General features: G+C 68.4%; 25 protein-coding genes. 12 read left to right on the plus strand and 13 right to left on the minus strand.

What is annotated here, in order from left to right; translation table 11 throughout:
* Positions 1 to 33 precede the first annotated feature (33 nt).
* Complete coding sequence (locus AC07FN_RS39485; RefSeq protein ID WP_478400258.1) at positions 34 to 2,301, plus strand: molybdopterin-dependent oxidoreductase; 2,268 nt, start codon at positions 34 to 36, stop codon at positions 2,299 to 2,301.
* A 189-nt stretch (positions 2,302 to 2,490) separates the two neighbouring features.
* On the opposite strand, the gene AC07FN_RS39490 is transcribed toward AC07FN_RS39485, so the two are convergent.
* The 4 genes from AC07FN_RS39490 to AC07FN_RS39505 all read right to left on the minus strand — a co-directional run bounded on the left by AC07FN_RS39490 (position 2,491) and on the right by AC07FN_RS39505 (position 6,157).
* The gene (locus AC07FN_RS39490) at positions 2,491 to 3,567 is read right to left on the minus strand and encodes a peroxidase-related enzyme (protein WP_478400259.1); all 1,077 of its coding nucleotides are present in this window, start codon (positions 3,565 to 3,567) and stop codon (positions 2,491 to 2,493) included.
* A gap of 74 nt (positions 3,568 to 3,641) precedes the next feature.
* Positions 3,642 to 4,052 (minus strand): VOC family protein, encoded by a 411-nt coding sequence (locus AC07FN_RS39495; RefSeq protein WP_358582543.1) that lies wholly within the window; start codon positions 4,050 to 4,052, stop codon positions 3,642 to 3,644.
* A gap of 78 nt (positions 4,053 to 4,130) precedes the next feature.
* Positions 4,131 to 5,579 carry an MFS transporter gene (locus AC07FN_RS39500; RefSeq protein WP_478400260.1) on the minus strand — a complete coding sequence of 483 codons (1,449 nt, stop codon included), beginning with the start codon at positions 5,577 to 5,579 and terminating at the stop codon, positions 4,131 to 4,133.
* A 17-nt stretch (positions 5,580 to 5,596) separates the two neighbouring features.
* The gene (locus tag AC07FN_RS39505; RefSeq protein WP_478400261.1) at positions 5,597 to 6,157 is read right to left on the minus strand and encodes an NADPH-dependent FMN reductase; all 561 of its coding nucleotides are present in this window, start codon (positions 6,155 to 6,157) and stop codon (positions 5,597 to 5,599) included.
* A gap of 115 nt (positions 6,158 to 6,272) precedes the next feature.
* Between AC07FN_RS39505 and AC07FN_RS39510 the strand changes: the two genes are divergently transcribed.
* Together AC07FN_RS39510 and AC07FN_RS39515 are read left to right on the plus strand one after the other, a co-directional pair.
* Positions 6,273 to 6,908 carry a TetR/AcrR family transcriptional regulator gene (locus tag AC07FN_RS39510; protein WP_478400262.1) on the plus strand — a complete coding sequence of 212 codons (636 nt, stop codon included), beginning with the start codon at positions 6,273 to 6,275 and terminating at the stop codon, positions 6,906 to 6,908.
* A 103-nt stretch (positions 6,909 to 7,011) separates the two neighbouring features.
* On the plus strand, positions 7,012 to 8,673 hold the full coding sequence (locus AC07FN_RS39515; RefSeq protein ID WP_478400263.1) for a hypothetical protein: 1,662 nt from the start codon (positions 7,012 to 7,014) through the stop codon (positions 8,671 to 8,673).
* Positions 8,674 to 8,778: 105 nt separating this feature from the next.
* Here the strand turns inward: AC07FN_RS39515 and AC07FN_RS39520 are convergent, their stop codons facing one another.
* The 4 genes from AC07FN_RS39520 to AC07FN_RS39535 all read right to left on the minus strand — a co-directional run bounded on the left by AC07FN_RS39520 (position 8,779) and on the right by AC07FN_RS39535 (position 11,596).
* On the minus strand, positions 8,779 to 9,345 hold the full coding sequence (locus AC07FN_RS39520) for a dihydrofolate reductase family protein (RefSeq protein WP_478400264.1): 567 nt from the start codon (positions 9,343 to 9,345) through the stop codon (positions 8,779 to 8,781).
* The gene (locus tag AC07FN_RS39525) at positions 9,333 to 10,181 is read right to left on the minus strand and encodes a metalloregulator ArsR/SmtB family transcription factor (RefSeq protein WP_478400265.1); all 849 of its coding nucleotides are present in this window, start codon (positions 10,179 to 10,181) and stop codon (positions 9,333 to 9,335) included. The genes AC07FN_RS39520 and AC07FN_RS39525 overlap by 13 nt, the downstream gene beginning before the upstream one ends.
* A gap of 139 nt (positions 10,182 to 10,320) precedes the next feature.
* Positions 10,321 to 10,983 (minus strand): alpha/beta fold hydrolase, encoded by a 663-nt coding sequence (locus AC07FN_RS39530; RefSeq protein WP_478400266.1) that lies wholly within the window; start codon positions 10,981 to 10,983, stop codon positions 10,321 to 10,323.
* A gap of 136 nt (positions 10,984 to 11,119) precedes the next feature.
* Positions 11,120 to 11,596 carry a MarR family winged helix-turn-helix transcriptional regulator gene (locus AC07FN_RS39535; RefSeq protein ID WP_478400267.1) on the minus strand — a complete coding sequence of 159 codons (477 nt, stop codon included), beginning with the start codon at positions 11,594 to 11,596 and terminating at the stop codon, positions 11,120 to 11,122.
* A gap of 80 nt (positions 11,597 to 11,676) precedes the next feature.
* On the opposite strand from AC07FN_RS39535, the gene AC07FN_RS39540 reads away from it, so the two are divergent.
* Positions 11,677 to 12,240, plus strand: a complete 564-nt coding sequence (locus tag AC07FN_RS39540; RefSeq protein WP_478400268.1) for a carboxymuconolactone decarboxylase family protein — start codon at positions 11,677 to 11,679, stop codon at positions 12,238 to 12,240.
* Here AC07FN_RS39540 and AC07FN_RS39545 read toward each other — a convergent pair.
* The 3 genes from AC07FN_RS39545 to AC07FN_RS39555 all read right to left on the minus strand — a co-directional run bounded on the left by AC07FN_RS39545 (position 12,218) and on the right by AC07FN_RS39555 (position 14,823).
* A complete protein-coding gene (locus AC07FN_RS39545; protein WP_478400269.1) occupies positions 12,218 to 12,967 on the minus strand; it encodes a GntR family transcriptional regulator in 750 nt (249 codons plus the stop codon). The two genes, AC07FN_RS39540 and AC07FN_RS39545, sit on opposite strands and share 23 nt — an antisense overlap.
* 39 nt (positions 12,968 to 13,006) lie before the next feature.
* A complete protein-coding gene (gene deoC, locus AC07FN_RS39550) occupies positions 13,007 to 13,696 on the minus strand; it encodes a deoxyribose-phosphate aldolase (RefSeq protein WP_478400270.1) in 690 nt (229 codons plus the stop codon).
* 230 nt (positions 13,697 to 13,926) lie between these two features.
* Positions 13,927 to 14,823 carry a ribokinase gene (locus tag AC07FN_RS39555; protein ID WP_478400271.1) on the minus strand — a complete coding sequence of 299 codons (897 nt, stop codon included), beginning with the start codon at positions 14,821 to 14,823 and terminating at the stop codon, positions 13,927 to 13,929.
* Positions 14,824 to 14,963: 140 nt separating this feature from the next.
* Between AC07FN_RS39555 and AC07FN_RS39560 the strand changes: the two genes are divergently transcribed.
* The 3 genes from AC07FN_RS39560 (at position 14,964) to AC07FN_RS39570 (ending at position 18,405) form a co-directional block, all read left to right on the plus strand.
* Complete coding sequence (locus tag AC07FN_RS39560; RefSeq protein ID WP_478400272.1) at positions 14,964 to 15,929, plus strand: nucleoside hydrolase; 966 nt, start codon at positions 14,964 to 14,966, stop codon at positions 15,927 to 15,929.
* 31 nt (positions 15,930 to 15,960) lie between these two features.
* Positions 15,961 to 17,361, plus strand: coding sequence for an MFS transporter (locus tag AC07FN_RS39565; protein WP_478400273.1), 1,401 nt, complete (start codon positions 15,961 to 15,963; stop codon positions 17,359 to 17,361).
* 132 nt (positions 17,362 to 17,493) lie between these two features.
* A complete protein-coding gene (locus AC07FN_RS39570; RefSeq protein ID WP_478400274.1) occupies positions 17,494 to 18,405 on the plus strand; it encodes an SRA domain-containing endonuclease in 912 nt (303 codons plus the stop codon).
* Between the two features lie 178 nt (positions 18,406 to 18,583).
* Here AC07FN_RS39570 and AC07FN_RS39575 read toward each other — a convergent pair whose 3' ends face one another.
* Together AC07FN_RS39575 and AC07FN_RS39580 are read right to left on the minus strand one after the other, a co-directional pair.
* Complete coding sequence (locus tag AC07FN_RS39575) at positions 18,584 to 18,868, minus strand: hypothetical protein (RefSeq protein ID WP_478400275.1); 285 nt, start codon at positions 18,866 to 18,868, stop codon at positions 18,584 to 18,586.
* 119 nt (positions 18,869 to 18,987) lie between these two features.
* Entirely contained in the window at positions 18,988 to 19,200 is a 213-nt protein-coding gene (locus AC07FN_RS39580; RefSeq protein ID WP_478400276.1) for an HC3 family zinc finger protein, read from the minus strand.
* 413 nt (positions 19,201 to 19,613) lie between these two features.
* Between AC07FN_RS39580 and AC07FN_RS39585 the strand changes: the two genes are divergently transcribed.
* The 5 genes from AC07FN_RS39585 to AC07FN_RS39605 all read left to right on the plus strand — a co-directional run bounded on the left by AC07FN_RS39585 (position 19,614) and on the right by AC07FN_RS39605 (position 21,805).
* A complete protein-coding gene (locus AC07FN_RS39585; RefSeq protein ID WP_478400277.1) occupies positions 19,614 to 20,465 on the plus strand; it encodes a helix-turn-helix domain-containing protein in 852 nt (283 codons plus the stop codon).
* Positions 20,446 to 20,637: a DUF397 domain-containing protein gene (locus AC07FN_RS39590; RefSeq protein ID WP_478400278.1), complete on the plus strand. Its 192-nt coding sequence runs from the start codon at positions 20,446 to 20,448 to the stop codon at positions 20,635 to 20,637. Before AC07FN_RS39585 ends, AC07FN_RS39590 begins: the two co-directional genes overlap by 20 nt.
* 44 nt (positions 20,638 to 20,681) lie before the next feature.
* On the plus strand, positions 20,682 to 20,858 hold the full coding sequence (locus AC07FN_RS39595) for a Scr1 family TA system antitoxin-like transcriptional regulator (RefSeq protein ID WP_478400279.1): 177 nt from the start codon (positions 20,682 to 20,684) through the stop codon (positions 20,856 to 20,858).
* Positions 20,859 to 21,023: 165 nt separating this feature from the next.
* Complete coding sequence (locus AC07FN_RS39600) at positions 21,024 to 21,179, plus strand: DUF397 domain-containing protein (RefSeq protein ID WP_478400280.1); 156 nt, start codon at positions 21,024 to 21,026, stop codon at positions 21,177 to 21,179.
* A gap of 293 nt (positions 21,180 to 21,472) precedes the next feature.
* Positions 21,473 to 21,805 carry a DUF262 domain-containing protein gene (locus AC07FN_RS39605; RefSeq protein ID WP_478400281.1) on the plus strand — a complete coding sequence of 111 codons (333 nt, stop codon included), beginning with the start codon at positions 21,473 to 21,475 and terminating at the stop codon, positions 21,803 to 21,805.
* Positions 21,806 to 22,339: the final 534 nt, after the last annotated feature.

A 22,339-nucleotide genomic window follows, 5' to 3' on the forward strand; every position in this document is an offset into this window, starting at 1 on the left:
CGGTTGGGGCAGATGGTTTGCGACGATGTTGAGGTGACTACGTATCGGCAACAGAGCTCGCACTGGGGACTGTTCACCGCGGCCGGCACGCCGGACGGCCTGGACGTGATCGCCGATCCCGGAGACCCGGACCCGGCTCCGCTGCTGCGGAACGTGCCCGCAGCGCTCGACGAACGGGTGCGCGTGCTCGCGCCGCACGTGCGGAAGGGCTTTCTGGACGGCCGGGGCGTGCGCGGCCGGGACGAGTACGTGCAGGTCAGCTGGGCCGAGGCGGTCGAGCTCGCGGCGAGCGCGCTGGACCGGGTCCGCCGCACCCACGGCAACGAGGCGATCTACGGCGGCTCCTACGGCTGGGGCAGCGCGGGCCGGTTCCACCACGCGCAGAGCCAGATCCACCGGTTCCTGAACGTCATCGGCGGCTACACCCGCTCGGTGAACTCCTACAGCCTGGGCGCGGCCACGCCGCTGCTGCGGCACGTCGTCGGCAACGAAGACCCGATCGGCCGCCCGACGGCGTGGCCGGTGCTGGCCGAGCACACCGAGCACTTCGTCTGCTTCGGCGGCATTCCGGCGAAGAACTCGCAGGTCAACTCGGGCGGCATCAGCAGGCATTCGGTCGCCGGGCACCTGCGCCGGACAAGGGAGCGCGGCGCGCGGTTCACGCTGGTCGGCCCGCTGCGCGACGACCTCGCCGCGGAGCTCGACGCCGAGTGGCTGGCGCCGGTGCCGGGCACCGACACCGCGCTGATGCTGGCGTTGTGCCACGTGCTGATCGAACGCGGTTGGCACGCCGAGGAATTCCTCCGCACGCACTGCGAGGGCTTCGAGGAGTTCTGGAAGTACCTCTCCGGCGCGGCGGACGGCACCGCGAAGAGTCCACAGTGGGCAGAGGAGATCTGCGGCATCGACGCGGCGGTGATCGTCGGGCTCGCCGAGTCCATGGCGACGCGGCGGACGATGGTGACGCTGAGCTGGTCGCTGCAGCGCGCCCGCCACGGCGAGCAGCCGCTGTGGGCGGGCATCGCGCTGGCGTGCGTGCTAGGCCAGATCGGCCTGCCCGGCGGGGGATTCGGCCACGGTTACGGCTCGATGGCCGGCATCGGGGTGCGCCCGCTGCCGTACCGGTTGCCGAAGTTGCCGCAGGGTGTGAACCCGGTGCGCCAGTTCATCCCGGTCGCGCGCATCGCGGACATGCTGCTGAACCCGGGGCAGGAGTACGAGTACGACGGCGAGCGGCGCACGTACCCGGACATCAGGCTGGTGTACTGGGCCGGCGGGAACCCGTTCCACCACCACCAGGACCTGACGCGGCTCGCGGAGGCGTTCAACCGCCCCGAGGCGGTCATCGTGCACGACCCGTTCTGGACGGCGACGGCGCGGCACGCCGACATCGTGTTCCCGGCCACGACCACGCTGGAGCGCAACGACCTGGGCTGCGCCAGGGAAGATCGCGCGCTGGTCGCCATGCGCCAGGTGGTTCCGCCGCTCGGGGAGGCCCGGTCGGACTTCGAGATCTTCGCCGCCCTGGCCGAGGAGCTCGGGCTGGCGCAGGAGTTCACCGAGGGCCGCGACGAGCGGGCCTGGCTGGAGCACCTGTACGAGCAGTGGCGGCAGAACTTCGATCCGGGCCTGGACTTCGCGCAGTTCTGGGAGAACGGCCGGCTGGACCTGCCGGGAGAGCCGGACGACCAGGTCCTCTACGACCGGTTCCGCGCCGACCCGGCTGGGAACCCGCTGCCGACGCCGAGCGGGAGGATCGAGCTGTTCTCGCAGCGCATCGACTCCTTCGGCTACGCCGACTGTCCCGGCCACCCGGCCTGGCTGGTCCCGGAGGAGCTGCAGGTCCCGCCGGGATCGGGCGAGTTCCCGCTGTTCCTGGTCGCGAACAACCCGGCGACCCGCCTGCACAGCCAGCTCGACCACGGCGCGACCAGTGCGGATTCCAAGGTCCACGACCGGGAACCGATGCGCATCCACCCCGCCGACGCGGCGGCGCGAGGACTGTCCACAGGGGACATAGCGCGGATCGTGAGCGCCACGGGCAGCGTCCTCGCGGCGGTGGCGATCAGCGACGCCGTGCGGCCCGGCGTGGTCCAGCTCTCGACCGGCGCCTGGTTCGATCCGAGTGCGCCCGAGGTCGCGACCTGCATCCACGGGAACCCGAATGCGGTGACGCGGGACATCGGAACTTCGAGCCTGGCCCAGGGCTGCACGGGCCAGCTGACCCGGGTCGAGGTCCGGCGCCACGAGGCTCCGCCACCGCCCCTGCGGACCCGGACCCCTCCGATCGCCCCCAGATGACCGGCCCGGATCCCGGTTTCCCCGCAATTTCAATGGAAATCAGACCTTCGATTTCAATGGAAATTGCGGAAGTCGCCCGCAGCCTCCGGCGTGTCGTGCACCCGACACGCCGGAGGGGTGCAGTTTCAATTGAAACTGCGGGACATCGGACTCCGGGACCTCAGCCTGCGGACCTCAGCCTGCGGGATGTCAGGCGGCGGCGTTGCCGAGGGTCATCAACAACCGGTTGTCCCAGGTGAACATCGCCGAGACCGCGACGAGGTCGCGGACGTCGTCGGCGCTGAGGCCGACGGCGTGCAGGCGGCGGATGCCGGCGGCGGACAGCGCCGCCGGGGTGGGGGCGAGGGCACCTGCGGTGTCGACGATGGCGCGCCGTCGCGGATCCGCCACCGCCGCCGGGCCCGCCTCCGCCAGCGCCACGGCGGTGATCTGGTCGCCCGACAACTGCACCTGGCGGCGGCCGTGCACCCCGGCGCAGTACTCGCAGCCGGTGATCAGCGACGTGGCCAGCGCGGCCAGCTCGCGGTCGGCCGGGTCGAGCGCGCCGGAGCCGCTCATGATCGCGTTGTGCAGCGCGGTGCGCTCCGCCAGCAACTCCGGATCGTGCCGCAGCGTCAAGTAGAACGGCGACCACTGCGCCCCGGCGGATTCCTCCGGCGCATCCGCCGGATCGACCCACGGAACCCAGCGCAGCGCCCGGAACGCGTCGGCGGGGGCGGGGAGTTCGCAGCCGTCGGCGGTGGCCCCGGCCTCAATGGTGTTCACCGGGCCGTCGGCGACCGGCCCGTCCCCGGCCTCCTCGACGAGCGACAACCCGAGCAGCAACCGGACCCGGTAGCTGACGTACGCGACGATCTGCGCCGCGGCCACCACCTGCGCGGAGCTGAACCCGTGCTCCCGCAGCGCGGTGATCTCATCGAAACCCGCATCGGCCGGGTCCAGCGCGACCTGCTCGCAATGCGCGAGCAACGCTTGCAGCGCCTCCGGAAGTTCGGACCAGCGCTCGACGTCGAAGACCACCTCGGCGGCCCCGTCCCCGGCCAGCGAATCGAGCTGTTCGGCCAGCTCGTCCACATATTCCTGGTGTTCGTTGACCAGCGCGACGCGTAACGCGATCCGGGCCCGATCGGCGTGGCTGAGCACGGATTCGTCGGCCGGGCGCAGCACAGCGGCATCAACGCTCGCGGTCAACTCGCGCACGTCCGGCCGCAGCACGGCCAACGCCTCTTCGGTCCGGCTGACGCGCTCGCTGCCGACGATCGTCATAAGCATCCCATCCGCTAGAACGGCTTCTCCTGCAATAGTTTTCCATTGCGCGCTCCAGCGGTGATCCCGGGTTGTCAGCCGGGGAGGTTCAGCTGCCAGGAGACGCCGAAGCGGTCGTTCACCCAGCCGAACTTGGGGCTGAATCCGTAGGAGCCCAGCGGCATCAGCGCCGCGCCGCCCTCGACGAGCGCCGCGTAAGCGCCGTCGAGCTCGGCTTCCGTGCGGCAGTTGACGAACAACGACATCGACGGCGTGAAGGTGAAGGCGTGCGACACGTGGCTGTCGATGCACATGAACTGCTGGCCGAGGATCGTGAACGTGGCGAGCTGCACGGTTCCCTCGTCGCCCGGACCGTCGGCGCCGTAGCGGGTGATGTCGAGGATCTCGCCGTCCTCGAACAGCGAGGTGTAGAAGTTCATCGCCTCCTCCGCCTTGCCCTCGAACATCAGGAACGTCGAGATCCGCGGGGAATCCGGGCTGGTCATCGTGGCTGCTCCTCGAATGCCGGTTTCGCGCCGCAATCTAACGTCCGCTCCGGTCCCCCCGCACGCCACGAGGAACGGTCAGCCGGCTTGCGGGACCGCGTGCCGGGCTGGTTCGCGGGCCGGGGCGAGCAGGGCCGCGACCACCAGGGCGCCGAGCGCGGTCACCGCCGCGATCGCCCAGAGCAGGACCTGCCAGGCGTCGCTCAGCTGGACGGCCAGGAAGTCGTGCTGCGCGGCGGCCAGCTCGCCGGTCGCCACCTTCCCGGCCTGGTCGCCGACGCGGCTGGTCAGCAGGCTGATCAGCATCGAACCGAACAGCGCGAGCACCAGCGTCTGGGAGCCGCCGCGGATCGTGTTCAGCAGGCCCGCCGCCATGCCGGTCCGGGACTGGGCGACCTGGTTCATCGCCTGCGCGTCGATGAGACCGGTGGCCAGGCCGATCCCGACGCCGACCGTCAGCAGCGGGCCGAGCAGCGCGCCCGCGCCGATCCCGGGGTGCAGCACGGTGAGCCAGGCGTTGCCCGCCGCGATCAGCAGCAGCCCGGCGGTGATCAGCGCGCGCGGCGAGACGCCCCGGTTGACCAGCCGCCCGCCTAGCAGCGGCATGAACAGCGTCGGCGCCGTCGACATCAGCATGATCAGCCCGGCGTCCCGCGCCGACATCCCGTTCGCGCCTTGCAGGAACGTGGGCAGGTACGACATCATCCCGCCGAAGCCCAGCACCATCACGACGCCCGAGCTGAGCCAGCCGACGAACCGCCGGTTGCGCAGCAGGGTCAGGTCCAGCACCGGATGCGCGCTGCGCCGTTGGACGGCCGCGAACAGCGCCAGCAGCGCGGCGCCCGCGGCGAGCAGGCCCAGCACCAGCGGGCTCGTCCAGCCGGCCCGCGAGCTCTGGGTGATCGCGAACATCACCGAGGCGAGCCCGGCGATGAAGGTCACCGCGCCTCCCCAGTCCACCCGCGGGCGCCGGTCGGCCCGCGACTCGGCCATCGCGAAAGTGCCTGCCAGCAGGAGCATTCCGGCGGCCGCGAAGGTGCCGAACGTCGCGCGCCAGCCGAGCGCGCCGACCAGCCAGCCCGCCAGCGTCGGGCCGATCGCCATGCCCAGGCCCGCGGTCGTGCCCATCGCGGCGAACGCCCTGGTCCGCTCGGTCCCGGTGAACGTGGACGCGAGGATCGCGCCGCCGCCCGCCATCACGCCCGCCGCCCCGACGCCGGTGAGCGTGCGGGCCACGTCCAGCGCCAGGATGCCCGGCGTGAGCGCGGCGGCCAGGCTGCCGAGCGCGTAGATCGCGGCGCCGACCCGGTAGATCCGGCGCCTGCCGAACAGGTCCCCGGTCGAGCCGGCGACGAGCATGAACGACGAGGCCGTGAGGAAGTAGCCGGTCACCACCCATTGCAGGGCGCCGCCGGAGGCGTCGAGCGAGGCGCCGATCTGGGGCAGTGCCACGGTCGTGCCGGACATCGCCATCGGTAGGACCAGGTAGCCCAGCAGCACGACCACCAGGGTGAGCTTGTTCTGCACGGGAGAGCTCCGGGAGATCACGCGGCGTACGGTTCGGTGGCGCGGGCGGCGCGCAGGGCGCGCGCCCACCAGGTGAGCTGGCCGAGCATGCCCTTGGCGGCCTCGTTGCAGCCCTCGTCGAGCGGGGCGCCGGTCTCGTCGAAGCGCTCCCAGGCGTTGTGGAAGCTGACCGTGTCGCGGACGGTCGTGGCGTGCAGTTCGGCGAAGACCAGCCGCAGCTGCTCGACGGCGCGCAGGCCGCCGCCCATCCCGCCGTAGGAGACGAAACCGATCGGCTTCGCCTGCCATTCCTCGCGGTAGAGGTCGATCGCGTGCTTCAGCACGGCCGGGAAGCTGTGGTTGTACTCGGGGGTCACGACGACGTAGGCGTCGGCGGCGGCCAGTCGCCCGCCGAGCTCGACGACCGGCCGGGCGCCGAAGTCGAGGGTGGCGGGCAGGTCGATCTCGGCCAGGTCGATGACGTCGACGTCGAGGCCGCCGAACTCCCGGGCCTGCCGGGTGAACCAGTTGCCGACGGTCGGGCCGAAGCGGCCTTCGCGGTTGGTCCCGATGATCACGGCCAGGCGCAGTGCGGACATCTTTCGCTCCTCGTGGATCGGCGTTCCGGTGGGCTCCGGAAGCGGCGCAGTGGTAAAGTACAACATGTAATGCACTAAATGCAATGGTCGTTGTACTTTGGCGGAAAGGGTATTGATGAGCAGGGAAAACGTCTCGCGTCGCGGCTCGGAGAAGCGCCGGGCGATCATCGACGGGGCCCGCGAGGTGTTCGGCCGGGACGGCTACGCGCGCGCCAGCATCGACACGATCGCCAAGGCGGCCGAGGTGTCGACCCGCACCATCTACAACCACTTCGCGGACAAGGGCGAGCTGTTCCGCGAGGTCATCCTGGAAAGTGCGGCGGCGGTCCGGGACGCGCAGCTGGCCGACCTCGACCGGCACCTCGGCAAGATCGTCGACCTGCGGTCGGACCTGATCGGCCTCGGGCGCGACTTCACCGCCGCGATGCCCGAGTTCGAGGCCCATTTCTTCCTGGTGCGGCAGATCAACGCCGACGTCGGGCACATCCCGGCGGAGGTCGTGGAGGAGTGGCAGGCGGCCGGCCCGAGGCAGGTGCAGGCCGATCTGGCCCGGCGGCTGGCCGAGCTGAGCGACAAGGGGCTGCTGGAGATCGACGATCCGCAGCGGGCGGCGGTGCACTTCGTGCTCCTGGTCGCCGGGGAGGTGCAGAGCCTGACCTTCTGGGGCGCGCGCTCGATCGACGAGGGCGAGGTCGAGGCCATCGTCGCGGCTGGCGTCGAGGTGTTCCTGCGCGCCTACCGCCCTCAGTAGGGCGAGCACATCCGGCGCCGCTGCACCGTCGGCTTCGGGGAGCGGTTCCGGTCTGAGCCGCCCACTGCCTTCGCGCTGGTGCCCGGGTCGATACGCTTTGAACATGGAGCGCGATCCGGTCGACAGCCTGCTGCCAGAACTGGCGGAGTGGGCCGATAAACAGGCACAACCGGTGCAGGGGAACAGCAACGACGCCGAGATCCTGCTCCGGCTGCTGTACGAGCACGTCGGCCTGCCCGAACTCGGCGAACTGCGTCCGGACGATCTCGACGAGCTGCTGCTGGAGCAGTTCCCCGCCAAGGTCGCGGTCGAGGAGGACGAGGACCTGACCGAGGTGCTCGCGACGCTCCGCGAACTGCTGACCTTCGCCGGCGACACCGGCCGGATCGAGCCGGCGCTGGTGGACGACCTGCGGCGGAAGGTCGACGAGATCGAGCCGCGGTTCGCCGAGGTGGCGATGGCCCCGCCCGGCGAGCAGCCCTACGACCTCCGGGTGGAGCTCGGGCTGCCGGACCGGTTGCCGCCGCTGCGGTTGCCGTCGGACGAGGAGCTCGCCGCCGCGGCGCGGCAGAGCCCGCTGCTCGACCGGGCCCGGCGGCTTGCGGTCCGCACGGTCGCCTGCCCGATCAGCGCCGGCGCGCTGAGCACCGGCGACGCCATCGCAGCCGCCGAGGCGCTCGGCTTCGCGGTTCCGGACGCGGTGGAGGGCATGGCGGACATCCCGGAGCTGGAGCGGCTGTGGGAGTGGGCGGCCGAGCTGGAATTCATCGGCCCCTCAACGGAAATCGTCGAGGTCGGCCCCAGCGTCGACGACTGGCCGGACGGCGACGACCAAGCGGTGCTGGACGTCTGGGCGGACGCCTTGGGGCTGCTGCTGGAGGAGATCTTCCAGGACGAGTGCGCCGACCTCGACCTCGAGGACGTCGCCTACTACGCGATGGTGTCGCTGTTCCTCGCCCGCAGCGAAGGCGCGCCCGTCGCCGAGCTGCGCGACATGATCCGCGAGATCGCCGTGGACGAGACCACTTCCGGCGGAGCGTGGGACAACTGGGTCGCTACCTGCGGCGATCCGGCGGAACGGCTGCTGGCGGTCCTCGCCGACCTGGGTGCGGTGACGGTGGAAGGGGGCATCGCCCGCCTCACCCCGCTCGGCCAGTACACCTTCGGCGGCGCGTTGACCGACGGTGGCGTCGAGGTTCCGCTGCTGCCGCCGGTCGAGGAGATGGCCGCCTTCGACCTGGTGGACTTCGCCAAGGGCTCGACCGACGAGGAGCTGGACGCGGAAACCGACGCCTGGTTCGAGGCGCGCGGAGCCGTCGCCGCCACCGACGACCTGCTGACCGCCGCCTCGGAAGGCGAGGCGGAAGACCGGATGATCGCGGTCGCCATCGCGGCGCCGCACGCCGCGACCGCGACGCAGCGGTGGCGGCAGGCGCTGGACGAGCCGATGCTCCGGCCTTACGCGAAGGTGACGCTGCACCAGCTGAATCCGTCCGAGGAGCTCGAATCGACGGTGGCCGACGCGGCGCGGTTGCTCACCGACATGCTCGCGGCCGCGCTCGACTCGGTCGACCCGGAGGAGCTGCCCGACGTGCTCGCGGAGACCGTGCCCGCCGGGCAGGAGTCGGCGGTCTTCGAGGAGATGTGGCGCCTGGACCACCCGGACGTCCGCGAGGTCCTGGCCCTCATCGGCGCCCAGCACCCGGACAAGAAGATCGCCAAGGCGGCCCGCAAGGCGGGCTTCAAGATCGCCCCCGAGGAGTGACCCCCGGCCGGCTCCGGTGAGCGACGGGCCCGTGCGTGTTTTGTGTTGCTGTAGCAGCACAAAACGCGCACGGGCCCTGACCGGCGGGGTCCGCTGCCGTGGGGATCACCCGGCGGCGGGGGTGGGGCGGTAGCACAGGCGGACCACGCCCGAGGGGAAGGTCGTCGTGTTGACGAGTTCCAGCCGGACGTCGCCGAGGTCGTCGAAGATCCGCGGTCCGGTCGCCCACAGGTAGGGGCTGACGTTGAACCAGAGCTCGTCGACGAGGTCGTGGGCGAGGAGGTCTCGGGTCAGTTCACCGGCGGAGGGGGCGATCAGGTTGCCGTCGTGTTCGGCCTTGAGGCGGCGCACGCTCTCGGCGAGGTCGCCGTCGATCAGGGTGGCGTTCCACTCCAGCGGTCCGGTCAGCGACCGGGATGCGACGTACTTGGGCATGCCGTTCATCCGGGCCGCGTACGCCTCGAAGCCGGGGACGTCGGCGAGCTGGGGCCAGGCGGCGGACAATCCCTCGAAGGTCTTGCGCCCGAGCACCATGGCGTCGGCCGCCTGCCACATCTCCAGCCCGGCCTGCATGCTGTCGGGATCGGTGACCAGCCACCCCTGCGGCTCGGGCGCCGGTGCTTCGAAGGCGCCGTTGACGGTCATGGCGACGTTGATGATCAGTCGTCCCACGAGGAGCTCCTTGTGTCGATGGTGTCGGTGAGGGTCGCCGCGAGCTTGTCGAGGCACTGGCCGAAGCCGATCTCGATGCCTGCGATGAAGTCGGCGGAGTAGACGGTGCTGTCGGTGATCCGCCAGTGGGCGTCGAGTTCCGTGCCGGTGCCGGTGGACCGGAGGCACAGGTCGACGTGCGCGGTGAAGGCGAGGCCGCCGTCGGGGAGCAGCGGGGAGAGCCGGTAGGTGAGGCGCTCGCCGGGGCGCACGTCTTCGACGACTCCCTCCGCGCGCCCGGCGACCGGGTCCGAGTCGCCGGTGTCCTCGACGTCGCGGTACTCCTGGACGATCCGCCCGCCCGGTCGCGCCTCGAAGACGAGCTCGGAGACGCGCAGGTCGTCGGGTACCCACCAGCGGGCGAGCAGCGCGGGATCGGTCAGGTGGCGCCAGACCAGCTCGGGACGCCCAGCCAGCGCCCGGTGAAACCCGAACGAGCGGCCGTCGGCCCACCCCGAATCCTCGGCTGCGAGCCGTTCCGCGTCGAGGCTGGCCCCGTAGCGGTCGTAGGTCTCGCGCGGGCCACCGACCTGGGCCGCGGCGTCGGCGAGCCGGTTCAGCGCGGCCGCCAGGTCACGCAACGGGCCGGGTCGGAGCGCGTAGATGCGGCGCTGGCCGGTGCGCTGGGAGGTGGCGATGCCGGCGCGCTCCAGGGTCTGCAGGTGCTTGGTCGTCTGCGGCTGGCGTGCCTCGGCGAGCTGGGCCAGGACGCCGACCGAGCGGGGCCGCTCGGCCAACAGGCTCACGAGCCGCCAGCGAGCCGGATCGGCCAGTGCGGCGAGGAATGCTGCGTCCATGGACAGAAGTATTCGCCACAGAGAATTTTCGTGTCAAGGAATACTTCGCGGGGTCGGTCGGCCGGGTCTGCCGTGCGTGTTTTGTGCTGCCATGGCAACACAAAACACACACGGGTCCTGACCAGCGGATACTCCGCGCCTATGCGGCGGCGAGGAGGATCTTGCGGAAGTCGTCCGGGGCGTCGGCGACGATGTTGTGCCCGATCGGCAGCGACCGGACGTGCCACGCCGGATCGTTCCGCAGGCGCTCGTAGGTGGAGGCGAACGGGGTGTGCTCGAACTCGGAGCAGAACACGTACTCGCGGCGCGGAACCCGGTCCAGCGCGCCGGTGAGCCGGATGCCCTGCACCAGCGTGGCCAGCGGGTGCGGCGTCGCGCGCGGGCTCAGCACCGGCAGCGGCGCGACCGAGAAGCCGTCGCCCGCCGAGCCGCCGATGTACCACTGGTGCCAGTGGTCGTCGGTCAGCGACATCACCGAATCGCCGTCCTGCGGCACGAAGGCGTCGACGTAGACCAGCGACGCGATCCGCTCCGGCACCCGGTCGGCGGCCCCGGTGATCACCATCCCGGCATAGCTGTGTCCACACAGGACGACATCACGCAGGTCCGCCTCTTCCAGCAGGCGCACCACGTCGTCGATGTGCGTGTCCAGGTTGACCGAGCCGGTCGGCGCGGCCTGCGGGCCGAGACCGGTCAGCGTCACGGGGTACGCCCGGTGCCCCTCGTCGCGCAGCTCCGCGGCCAGCGGCTCGTACCACCATCCGCCGTGGCAGGCGCCGGGAACCAGCACGTAGATCGCCATGTCACGTCTCCTTCGAGGTCGTCGTGACAACAACCCTAGGAGCCGTTTAGGACAGGATCTGTCCACATGGAAACCTTCGTTGGGTGTGAGTGAACGGCCCGTTCGCCTCGATAGGCGGCGCGAACGGGCCGTTCGCTCACGACGATGCGCCGAACCACCCCGGAACGTCGAGGCGGAACGTCTCCGCCGGCGTCATGGTGCGCAGGTCTGCCTCCAGCTCCCGAAGCCGCTGCGCGCCAAGGGCTTTCGCCCACTGCGACCGGAGCGCTTCGAAGATCGTCGCCGAGCGGGCGAGCATGTCGACCCCTCGGTCGGTGAGCCGGATCAGCTTCCGCCGCGCATCCGCCGCGTCGTCGGCCCGCTCGACGTAGCCGAGGCTCGCCAGGCGGTCCACCGTCTTGCCCGCGGCCTGCTTGGAGATGCCGAGCCTGCGGCCCAGCTCGCTGGCCGTCGCGCCGTCGCGCCCGATCGCCTGCAGGGCGAATCCGTGCGCCGGGCGCACCTCGGGATGTCCCTGCGCGGCCAGTTCGGCGTGCAGTTGGTCGATCAGCGAGCGGAACCCCGCGAACAGCAGCAGGGGCAGCTCGAATCCGTGCGATTCAGTCGTTGCCATATTCGACAACCTGGTTTACCTTTTCGACAACCATGTTGTCGATTCTAGGCGCCGGAGGGCGCCACCTGGAACGGGGGAACATGTTCACCGACCACACGGTGGAGTCCGCGCCCGCGGAGTCGCGGCGGTCCATGGAGGCCACCGCAAAGCGCCTCGGCCACCTGCCGGCGGCGATCGGGCGACTCGCCGAGTCGCCGCACCTGCTCGACGGATTCCTCAAGCTCAGCGCCATGTTCGAGGCGACCACGCTGGACCCGCTCGCCCGCGAGACCGTGATCCTCACGATCGCCACCCGCAACGAGTGCCACCTCTGCGTCGCGATGCACACCGCCAAGCTGACCACCATGGGCGCGAGCCCCGAGACCATCGCCGCGCTGCGCGACGGAGAACCGCTGGACGATCCGCGCCTGGAGGCGATCCGGGAGTTCGCGGTCCAGGTGGTGGAGCGGGCCGGGGCGGTGGAACCCGAAGCGCTGCAAGCATTCCTGGCGCACGGCTACACGACCCGCAACGCGCTCGAAGTGGTTCTCGGCATCGGCGCCTACACCATGTCCACGTTGGCGAACCGGCTGGTCGAAGCGCCGCTCGACGAGTGGCTCGAACCCTTCGCCTGGCCGGGGCTCAGCGGGTCAGCAGTGAGGTGACCTTCACCGCGGTGCTGTTGATCCACACGTCCGAGTACTCCACGGCCTGGCCGTCGCGGGTGTAGGTCACCTGCTCCAGGTACAGCAACGGCGTGCCCGCCGGGACCTCCAGGGCCTCCGCGACGTCCTCGCGGGCGGGTTCGGCGCTGAAGGTCCGCCGGCCCTCGGCGACCGGCAGGCCGTAGGACTCCTCCAGCACGTCGAACAGCGAATGCCGCTCGAAGTCGACCTTCTCGATGCCGGGGCAGAGGTCCGCGCGCACCCAGTTGACCAGGTACGCGAGCGGCCCCTGCGTGCCCCGGAAGATCCGGACCAGCTTGAGCCCGGGCGTGCCGGGCGGCGCGCCGAGGAGGGCCTGCACGGTCATCTGCAGGCCCTCCAATCGGGCGCCGATCACCTGGACGTCCAGCGCGAACCCCTGCGCGCGGAAGTCCTCGGACAGCGAGTGCAGCCGCTGCGCGATCCGCGGTTCCAGCACGCCCGCGGTGACGAACGTGCCGCGGCCGCGGGTCTGCGTGAGCAGCCCCTCCTCGATGAGGACGGCCAGCGCCTTCCGCAACGTTCCGCGGCTGACCCCCAGCTGCTCCGCGAGCGCGGGCTCCGGCGGCAGCTTGTAGTGCGCCGGCCACTGTCCACTGAGGATGTCATCGCGGAACACCGCCGCGATCTGCACGTGCAGCGGCTCGGGTGCGTCGCGCGAGATGCGCGACGCGTCGGTCTCCGTCACCTGACCCCCCCGGTGTTGCGCGCTTTCGACGATCACGACTCAGTATGACGAAGCCGCTGCGCCGCCCGTGACGATCGCGATGCCGGCGCTCGTGCCCAGCAGCGACGCGCCCGCGTCGAGCAGCGAAACCGCCTGCTCGACGGTCTTGATCCCGCCCGAGGCCTTGACCGCGACGCCCGGCCGGGCGCGTTCGACCAGGTAGGCGATGCTGTCCGGGTTGGCGATCTCGACCGCCCCGCTGCTGGCGTTCTTCAGGTAGGCCGCCCCGGCGTCCATCGCCAGCTCGACCGCGCGCTCCCGCTCGGCCGCGGTGAACTTCGGCAGCTCCAGCATGACCTTCACGGGAATCCCGGCCGCTTCGACCACGGCGGCGATGTCGTCCCGGAACTCCTGCTCCATGCCGCTGCGCAGCCAGCCGACCTGCACGCCCATGTCCAGCTGGTCGGCGCCGGCCTCGGCGATGGCACGGGCCTCGGCGGCCTTGCCCGCGGAGGTCATCGAGCCGACGGTGGGGAAGTCCAGGGCGCTGGCGACATGCACGCCGGTGCCGCGCAGCCGCTCGGCGACCAGCGGAACCCACGACGCCGGGACCATCGCGGCGTTGAAGCCGAAGCGCACGGCCTCCTCGCAGTGCCGGATCATGTCGTCGCGCGTGATGCCGATGTCGATGGCGGTGTGCTGGATGAACGGTGCGAGGGAAGCCGGTCGGTCGGCCGAGTAACTGGGCACGTCGATCACCTTTCGTCTAGAGAGTGTTCCAACGGTGGTTTGCGTAGCGGTGCGGGTGGCGGCCCCCCTGCGGGAGTTACAGCGGCCTTCTCGGCTCCGGGATCCCCGACTTATGTATGTCCAATACGCGGCGCTGGGGCTGTCCTCGCTGGGAGAACCCCGGCAGGGGCGGGCATCGTGAACCCGCGGCGGTGCGAGCTGAGTCCCACACCGCAAGCGGCTTCCGCCGCTTATAAAGCAGGTCCTAGATCTTCGGAGTGGGGCAGGCCGGGGATCACCTCGTGGTGGGCGACGGCGAACGCCCCGGCCGCGGCGGCGTAGCGGGCGGCGCGGTGCAGGTCCCAGCCGCGGCACCACGCGACGGCGAAGGCGGCGTTGAACGCGTCCCCCGCGCCGGTGGTGTCCACGACGCGAGCCACCCGGACCGGCGGGATGTGCGTGCGATCGGTGCCGTCGTCCACGTAGGCGCCGTCGGTGCCGCAGGTCAGCGCGATGGTCGAGGAGAACCGCTCGCGCAGCGCGTCCAGCAGGGCGTCCGGGTCGGTGGTGTCCAGGCCGGTCAGCACCTGGGCCTCGGTGAGGTTCGGGGTGAGGAGGTCGACCAGGTCCGCGGCGTCCTGCGGCAGGTCGCGGGCCGGGGCCGGGTTGAACAGGACCCGGGTGCCGCGGTCGGCGGCGGTCCGCACCGCGGCAACGACCACGTCGGCGGGGATCTCGTTGCAGACCATCAGCAGGTCGGCGGCGGCGATGACGTCGGCGAAGCCGTCGACGTGCGCCGGGCGGAGCAGGTCGAGGGCGCCGGGCGCGACGATGATCCGGTTCTCGCCGTCGTCCTCGACGAGGATCACGCCGGTCATGGTCGACGCGTCGACGGTGACGACGGCGCTCGCGTCCACGCCCTCGCGCCGCCACAGCTCGCGGCCCTGCGCGCCGAGCACGTCGTCGCCGATCGCGGTCAGCAGTGAGACTTCCGCGCCCAGTCGCGCGGCGCCGATGGCCTGGTTCGACCCCTTGCCGCCGGGGCCGAGCGAGAAGGCGGCCCCGCCGAGCGTCTCCCCGCGCCCCGGCATCCGGCTGGTGCGCATGGTCATTCCCGTGCCGTAGCTGCCGACAACCGCGATCCGCATGACACCTCCCTGGTATGTACAAAAGTGTACATATGTGAGTCCGGTAGGCCCCGATTGACGCGTCAACAGGGCAGACTTACAGTACATTCGGCTTTTGCCAAGTGAACAAAGACGTGAACAATGGCCGCACTGGAGACGTCATGCCTGAGCGCATCCCACTGGTGATCGACACCGACACGGCGCAGGACGACTGCATCGCCCTGCTCGCGGGCCTGCTCGATCCCCGAGCCGATCTGCGCGCCGTGACGATGGTCGCCGGCAACGTCGACTTCGGCCACCAGGTCCGCAACGCCTACCTGACCTGCAACGTCGCCGGACGGTTCGGTGATGTCCCGATCCACCTCGGCTGCCGCCGCCCGATGGTCCGGGCGTGGGAGAGCGCGGAGAACGTGCACGGCGACGGCGCGGGCGGCCTGGCGATGGACATGGCGGACTGCGACCCGGAGCCCGAGCACGGGGTGGACGCGCTGATCCGGCTGGCCGCGGAGAACCCCGGCGAGCTGTCGATCGTCGCGATCGGCCCGCTGACCAACATCGCGACGGCCGTCGTGAAGGACCCGGACTTCGTCCGGAACGTCAAAACCCTCTACGTGATGGGCGGTTCCAACAACGCCCGCGGCAACATCACCGCAGCGGCGGAGTTCAACTTCTACGTCGACCCGGAGGCGGCCAAGACGGTGTTCGCGGCGGGTTTCGAGATCGTCGTGGTCCCGTGGGCGCCGCTCACCCTGGACCAGGCGGTATTCGCGCAGCCGGCGCTGGACGAGATCGCGGCGCTGGGCACCCCGCTGTCGGACTTCTTCACCCGGGTCTGCGCGGCGACGCTGGACTTCGACCGCAGCGTCGGCATCGACGGCACCACCCACCCCGACTCGCTGACGGCGGCGGTCCTCCTGCACCCGGAGCTGATCCGCAGCAGCGCCCGCTACCACGTCGACGTGGAGACGGCGGGCGAGCTGACCCGCGGCTACGCGGCGATGTCCTGGGGAGTCCACGGCCTGGAGGCGAACGCGACGGTCGTCGAGGAGATCGACGCCGAAGCGTTCTTCGACTACATCAAGGGCCTGCTGGCCACGAAGACCACCCCGGCCCGCGAAATCGCCTGACCACCCGGGCTTCACGAGCGAGAGCGCTGAGATGACTGCAACTGCCCCGCCGCGCGTCGCGGCCCGCCCGCCACTGGTGCTCACGGCCCTGCTGGTGGCGGTGGCCAGCTTCCAGATGAACGCGACCATGCTGTCGCCGGCGATCGACAACATGGCGACGTCGTTGAACACGGACGTCGGCACGATCGGCCTGACCGCGACGGTGTTCCTGTTCGTGGCGGGCCTGGCGGGCGTGGTGCTGCCCCGCTACAGCGACATCATCGGCCGCCGCCGCGCGCTGTTCGGTTCGATCGCGGTGATGGCGGCGGGCAGCCTGATCGCGACGATCGCGCCGAACGTCGAGGTGCTGATGGTCGGCCGAGCCCTGCAAGGTGCCTGCGGCGCAACGATTTCCCTCGGCATCCTGACGCTGCGCGACATCCTGCCGACCAAGCAGTTCGGCCGCTACCTGGGCATCCTGACGGCGGTGAACAGCGGCGTCGCGGGCGTGGACACGCTGCTGGGCGGAGTCATCACGGACACGATCGGCTTCCGGGGCATCTTCGGCTTCACCTTCGCCCTGGAGGTGATCGCGGTGGTGATGATCGGCGCCTGGGTCCCGGACTCGGAGCGCACGGGCACCCGCATGGACTGGAAGGGCGCGGCGGTGATCTGCCTGGCCCTGCTGGGCCTGAACGCCTGGCTCTCGCTCGGCCCGACGGCGGGCTGGCTCGCCCCGTGGCCGCTGGCGTGCCTGGGGGCGGGCGTGGTGCTCCTGGTGGTGTTCTGGCTGGTGGAACGCGGCCAGTCCGACCCGCTCCTGCCACTGCCGGCCCTGCGCAGCAGGGGTGTGTGGGGCCTCCTGGTGACGACGTTCTGCACGATGGCCTCGATCTTCGCGGTCCTGACGTTCGTGTACCCGACGCTGGCCCAGAACGCGGCGGCGGGCTTCGGCTACGACGGAACGACGACGGCGCTGATGTTCCTGATGCCCTACGCCCTGGCGGGCTGGATCCTGGCGCCCCTAGCGGGAACCCTGGCGCCGAAGATCGGCTACCGAAAGATGCTGAGAATCGGCCTGGCGGTAAACCTCGCGCTGATCGCGGCAACGGTATTCGCGGTGAAGTCCCCATGGCTGTTGTTCGCGCTGGTAGCGCTGATGGGAGTGTCCTACGCGGCATGCGCGGCAACGGCCCTGAACGGAATGGGAGTGATCTACGCGCCAGCGGAGTCCCCAGGAATCCTCCCAGGCCTAAACGCAACAATGTTCAACCTCGGAGCCTCGGTAGGCATCGGAGTGTTGTCGGGCCTAGTGGCCCAGGGAACCCCGGAAGGCGCAACGGACCCGGCAGGATTCACAACGGCCCTGGTGGTGGCAACAGCGATCTCGACGGTGGCCCTGGCGGCGTCCTTCGTACTGCCGGGCAAGCAGAGCTCGACCGAGAAGGTCTGAGCAGCGTCATGTCACCTGCTGCGGAGTACTCGAACGTGCTTGCCTGGTCCCGCTTGTGATTGCCGATGTAGCCGTAGGTCAAATCTGGCGCCTACTTCGTCTGATCAGGCTATAGTCACTTGGGGTGATCAGGTGACTAAGAGTGACGATGGTCTGGTCGAGTGGGATCTCAAGGTCGATGATGAGTTGCGACGTACCGAGGTCCACGACAGGTTTGGCGGTTCTCGTCAGGGCGGCATTGCGTCGGCGCCAAAGGCGGGCAGCGTGCTGCTGTTCAGCTCTCCGCAGGGGGCGCAGTACGGCTACAAATACGACGGCTGGCGTGAAGACGGTTCCTACCACTACACCGGTGAAGGCCAAGCTGGCGATCAGCGTTTGGTGCGTGGAAACAAGGCGGTGCTAGCGCCAGGAGTTGCTTTGCGGCTCTTCGAAGCAGCGGAGCGACGGAGCTATGTCAAGTACATCGGCGAGTTCACATTGGACCCCGTAGAGCCCTACTACCGCGCCGACGCACCCGACGAGGAAGCCGTACTCCGCAGCGTCATCGTGTTCCGCCTCTGGCGTGCCGACTCAGTTCCTTCCGTTCCTGCGGCGAGCGAGCCAACGGAGCCTGACGTGCAGTCGATCCCCGTCGAGTCGAATGAAGCGGCTGAGTATTCCGCAACTCCCAAAGATGTTTCGATAGTCGCGAAACGTCGAGAAGCGGCGCTGGTGAAGCGGTACACCGAGTGGCTTCATGAGCAGGGGAGAGCGACGACGCGCCGATCGATCCGCTTGCCAGGGCAGGCTGGTCAGCTGTTCACGGACTTGTTCGATGAAGGGCTCCGCGAGCTGATTGAAGCTAAGGGAGCGACCTCAAGAAGCGATGTTCGGCTCGCACTTGGCCAGGTTCTCGACTATGGGCGCTACGTCAAGCACGACCAGCTCGCCATCCTGGTGCCAGTTCGCCCGGCATCTGACCTGGTTGACCTGCTCACGTCGTACGGCGTGAGCTGTATCTACGAGGCGAAGCCAGGACACTTCGAACGCGTTCAGGCGGCCTGAAAACGATAGCGCTCGCGCGCAGGGTTGCTGGTGACCGGGCGCGTGGTCGGGGGCGTGTCGCGCCCGGTCACCGGGGTGGGCCGGTGCGGGTGAGGGCTGGGGAGGTCACCGCACCGGCCCTGCTCGGGGTTCGTGAGTGGTTTGGAGTGCTGTAGCGCTCCAAACCACTCACGAGGTGTTAGGTGCGCAGGTGGTGGCGTCCGGTGGGTTCGTCGGGGTCGGTGGTGGGGAATTCTGGTGGTATGCGGGGATGTTCGTGTTCCGACTCGTGCTTTTCTGCCGTTTCGCGGGTTTCGGCTTCGATGTCGGCGATGAGGTGCCAGACGGTGTAGGCGCCTTCACCGCCTCCGGCGTGCTGCCCTGTCGTCGCGAACGCGAGTGTTTGCACGGGGAGCTGGGTGGTGAGCATGGCGAGGATCAGCAGGTTGAACAGGACGAACGTGCTGAGCTGAATCCAGAACATGACGAGGTTTCCTTTCGTGGGTTGTTGTGCACCGTTTTCGCGCGAAACCGGCGTTTCGGACGCGTGGCGGCGCCGTTTTCGCGCGAAAACGCCACCTCCACCCGGAAGTGTGGGGAGTGTCAGGGGCGGGTGGTGAGGACGTGCCAGCAGCGCATGCAGGTGTCCTCGCGTATCCAGTCAACTTCGGAGCGGTCGTGCAGCTCCCCTGCGTCCGCTTCCGCTCCGCAGAACGCCACCACCGGCACACCCGCAGGCGATTTCGTTGCTGCGATCGGGAAAGCGTGGCGGCCGCCGGTGACCGGGCGCCAGACGTAAGTCAAGTAATTGAACATTGGAACTCCATCAGCGATGATTGGCAGTTCGGTGCATGGCGCATTTCTGTTGCCGCGCAAGGAAAATCTCGACGCTCACCTCCGGCCACGGTGGAGGTGGATAGCGCAGCGCGGATCAGCGCCCGAGAGATGGCCCATGCCCAAAGGCGCCCGCGCCGAGGCGCGCCTGACGGTTGACGACGGGCAGCATGCCACGGGCTCTTCAGTATCGACTTGACCAGGCATGACTACGCTCCGTTCAAACCTCAACGCGATCACAGGTCCGATCACACGGCTACGTCAACTATGATCGTTTCTCAGATGTCTCTGATGTTGAGAAAGCTAGCAGCGCTCAGGGAACTCTGGGAAATCACAGGTAGGCGCGACACGTTCAGGGGTTGCACGAGCGGTTACGATGCTTATGGAGGTCAGACGTGGCGAAGTTTGCAGGCTCTCAAGCTCGCGCCATCGGGGCTGAGATACGGAAGTACCGAGATTCACTCGGATGGACGCTTGAGAAGCTGGCAGAAGCGACGGACATTTCACGTTCTACGCTCTCCCGAATTGAGACGGGCGTACGCAAGGCGAGCGTCTGCGAGGTTGCCTCCATCCTGACCGCACTGTCTGTCACGGGCGCCGCGAAAGATCGGCTAATTAACCTTGCCGGTGATGCATCTGGCACGTGGGTGGGGATCGGTTCTGGAATCGCGCAGCAGCTCATTGCTATTTCTTCCTATGAGGTGGAAGCGCAGGGGATTCACGAGTTCCAAGTCTCAGTTCTCCCGGGGCTGTTGCAGACGGCCGAATACGCACGAGTCCTGATCAGCACATCGCCACTCGGATCTGCTGAACGTGAGCGGGCTGTCTTTACGCGAGTTGGACGCCAGACCGTACTGACACGTCCAGGCTTGCGGCGTTACTCTGCGTTCATCGACGAGGCTGCGCTGCGGCGCAGAGTGGGCAGTAGCCCAAAAATGATGGCGACACAGCTGAACCACCTGATCGGCATAGGGGAGGACGCTAGTAGGTCGGTCCGTGTGATTCCTTTCTCCGTTGGCGCTTACTGGGGATGTGAGGGTGCGTTCACGCTCTACGAGTTGGGAGAGGATCGCAACGTCGTCTATCAGGAAAATCAGGGCAACGGAGTTTTCATCGATGACGAGTCCGCCAGTGTCTACAAGAGCGTGCTTGAGAATCTGGGCAACGTCGCGCTCGATTCTTCTGAGTCGCGGCAGCTGATATCAACCTACCTGGAGCAGTACGAAAATGAAATTCGAATTTCGTAAAAGCAGCTACAGTGGCGGCGGCAGTGGCACGTGCGTAGAAGTCGCCTCGAATGTTCCTGGTATCCGGGCAATTCGTGATAGCAAGAACCCGACCGCTCAGCCGTTGCTGATGGAGCCAGGCACGCTGATCGCGTTCGTAGAGGCGGTGAAGTCAGGCCGGTTCGATTACTGAGAGGCAACGACAGTGCCCCGGCAGTTTGCCGGGGCACTGTCGGCTTGATCGGTGAGGCCGCACTTCGAGCACATGTCGGTGGTGCCGAGGTGATGCACGAGCATCTTTGCCACGTTAAGGAAGTCGCGAAGCTGAAGTCGGTCTCGGTACGGGTTGTGCCGACCCAGGTTTGCGCACATCCGGGCATGGTTGGCGGGTTCTTGCTGATGGGGTTCCCGTGAGCGCGTCCTGTCGTGCACGCCGAGTTGGCCAGGACCCCGTGTTCCTCGACGAAGCGCCGATGACTGGGCCGTACCAGGAAGCCCTGGACGTATCGACTTGGTGGCGCTCAATGCGGGAGGATCTCAGCACCTGATAGCGGTCAAGCGTGAGCTGAGGTAACGACAGTGCTGGATTGGTCCCGGGCGGAGTGGCGGAAGTCAAGCAGGTCGGGATCTACCTCGAACTGCGTCGAGGTGGCGGTGGCACCAAAGTCAGTCGGCGTCCGGGACTCGAAGGATCAGCAGAGCGGTGCCGTGCTCGTGTTCTCCCAGGCGCGGTAGGCAGCATTCATTTCAAGGCTGCGGGACCGCGCGGCTTAGCAGGTTGCGCTGCTGCTACCCAGCAGCTTCCAGCGAGCCACCAAGCGTCTGGGCAAGCTGGAGCACAGGCCGGCACGATGTCGTCAAGAGTTATCCACTGGCCGAGAGTTTGCTGCCGAAACTAGATCTCTCGGTGCTGAGGCCTGCATTGCTCGTTAGTTTACAAAACTAGGCGCAAACCTCACAGAATTCTGGGAAGATCAAGGTTCCAATGTGCTTGAGGCATACCTCTACGACGAAGGCTGAGGGGACGCGTGGCTGACTACGACGAAGCCGAGTGGGACGACGTTGATGGGGAAGAGGACGATGCTGCTGAGGCTGTCAGCTCCGAGGACGTGAGGCGCGCGGTCGTCACTGACACTGACTGGACAACCGAAACGATCTTGAGTCAGCTCCGTCGTGGAAATATCCAGCTCAATCCGCGTTTCCAGCGGAGAGACGCGTGGTCTAAGGGGCGTAAGAGTAAATTCATCGAATCGCTGATTCTCGGTCTTCCTATTCCTCAGATTGTACTTGCTGAGGATAAAGATCGGCGTGGCAAGTTCATCGTGCTTGACGGCAAGCAACGCCTCCTGGCGCTTAGGTAATTTGCTGACGGTTCGTCGTTCGCGGCCTCTGATGAATCGGAAGGATTCAAGGGGTATTCTCTGTCGGGCCTGGATGTGCGTGACGATCTTCGACTGGCCACGTTGAAGAAAATGGAGAGCGACTACAAGTATCTTGATGATCTAAACGCTCTTCTGAATGAGACTATCCGGACTGTGGTCGTTCGCTGAGAAGATACGGGAGACCGTGGCCGCGCATGCGGGTTCCGTTGGTCTCCGCTCGTGTGTGCTTTGGGTGCCATGCAGCCCAAGGCACACACGTACGGCGACCAACGTCGTCGATCGCAGAGACTTAGGCGCAGACCAAGCGGCGAACGCGAATCTCCGGTTGTCGCCGACTCGGTTCGGCCGATCGTCGAGTGGATCGATCATCGTCGACGGAGCCGCTCGACGCTGTCAATCGAAGCAAGTCGGTTGATCTGCCCCTGCAGGCCCTGGACCGCGTCGACGCAGCCCGCCTGGTCGCCTGCCCCGAGGATCTGCTCAGTGGCTTGGCCGGGTGACGCAGTAGAGCCG

The organism is Saccharopolyspora sp. NPDC045941, assembly GCF_056431445.1.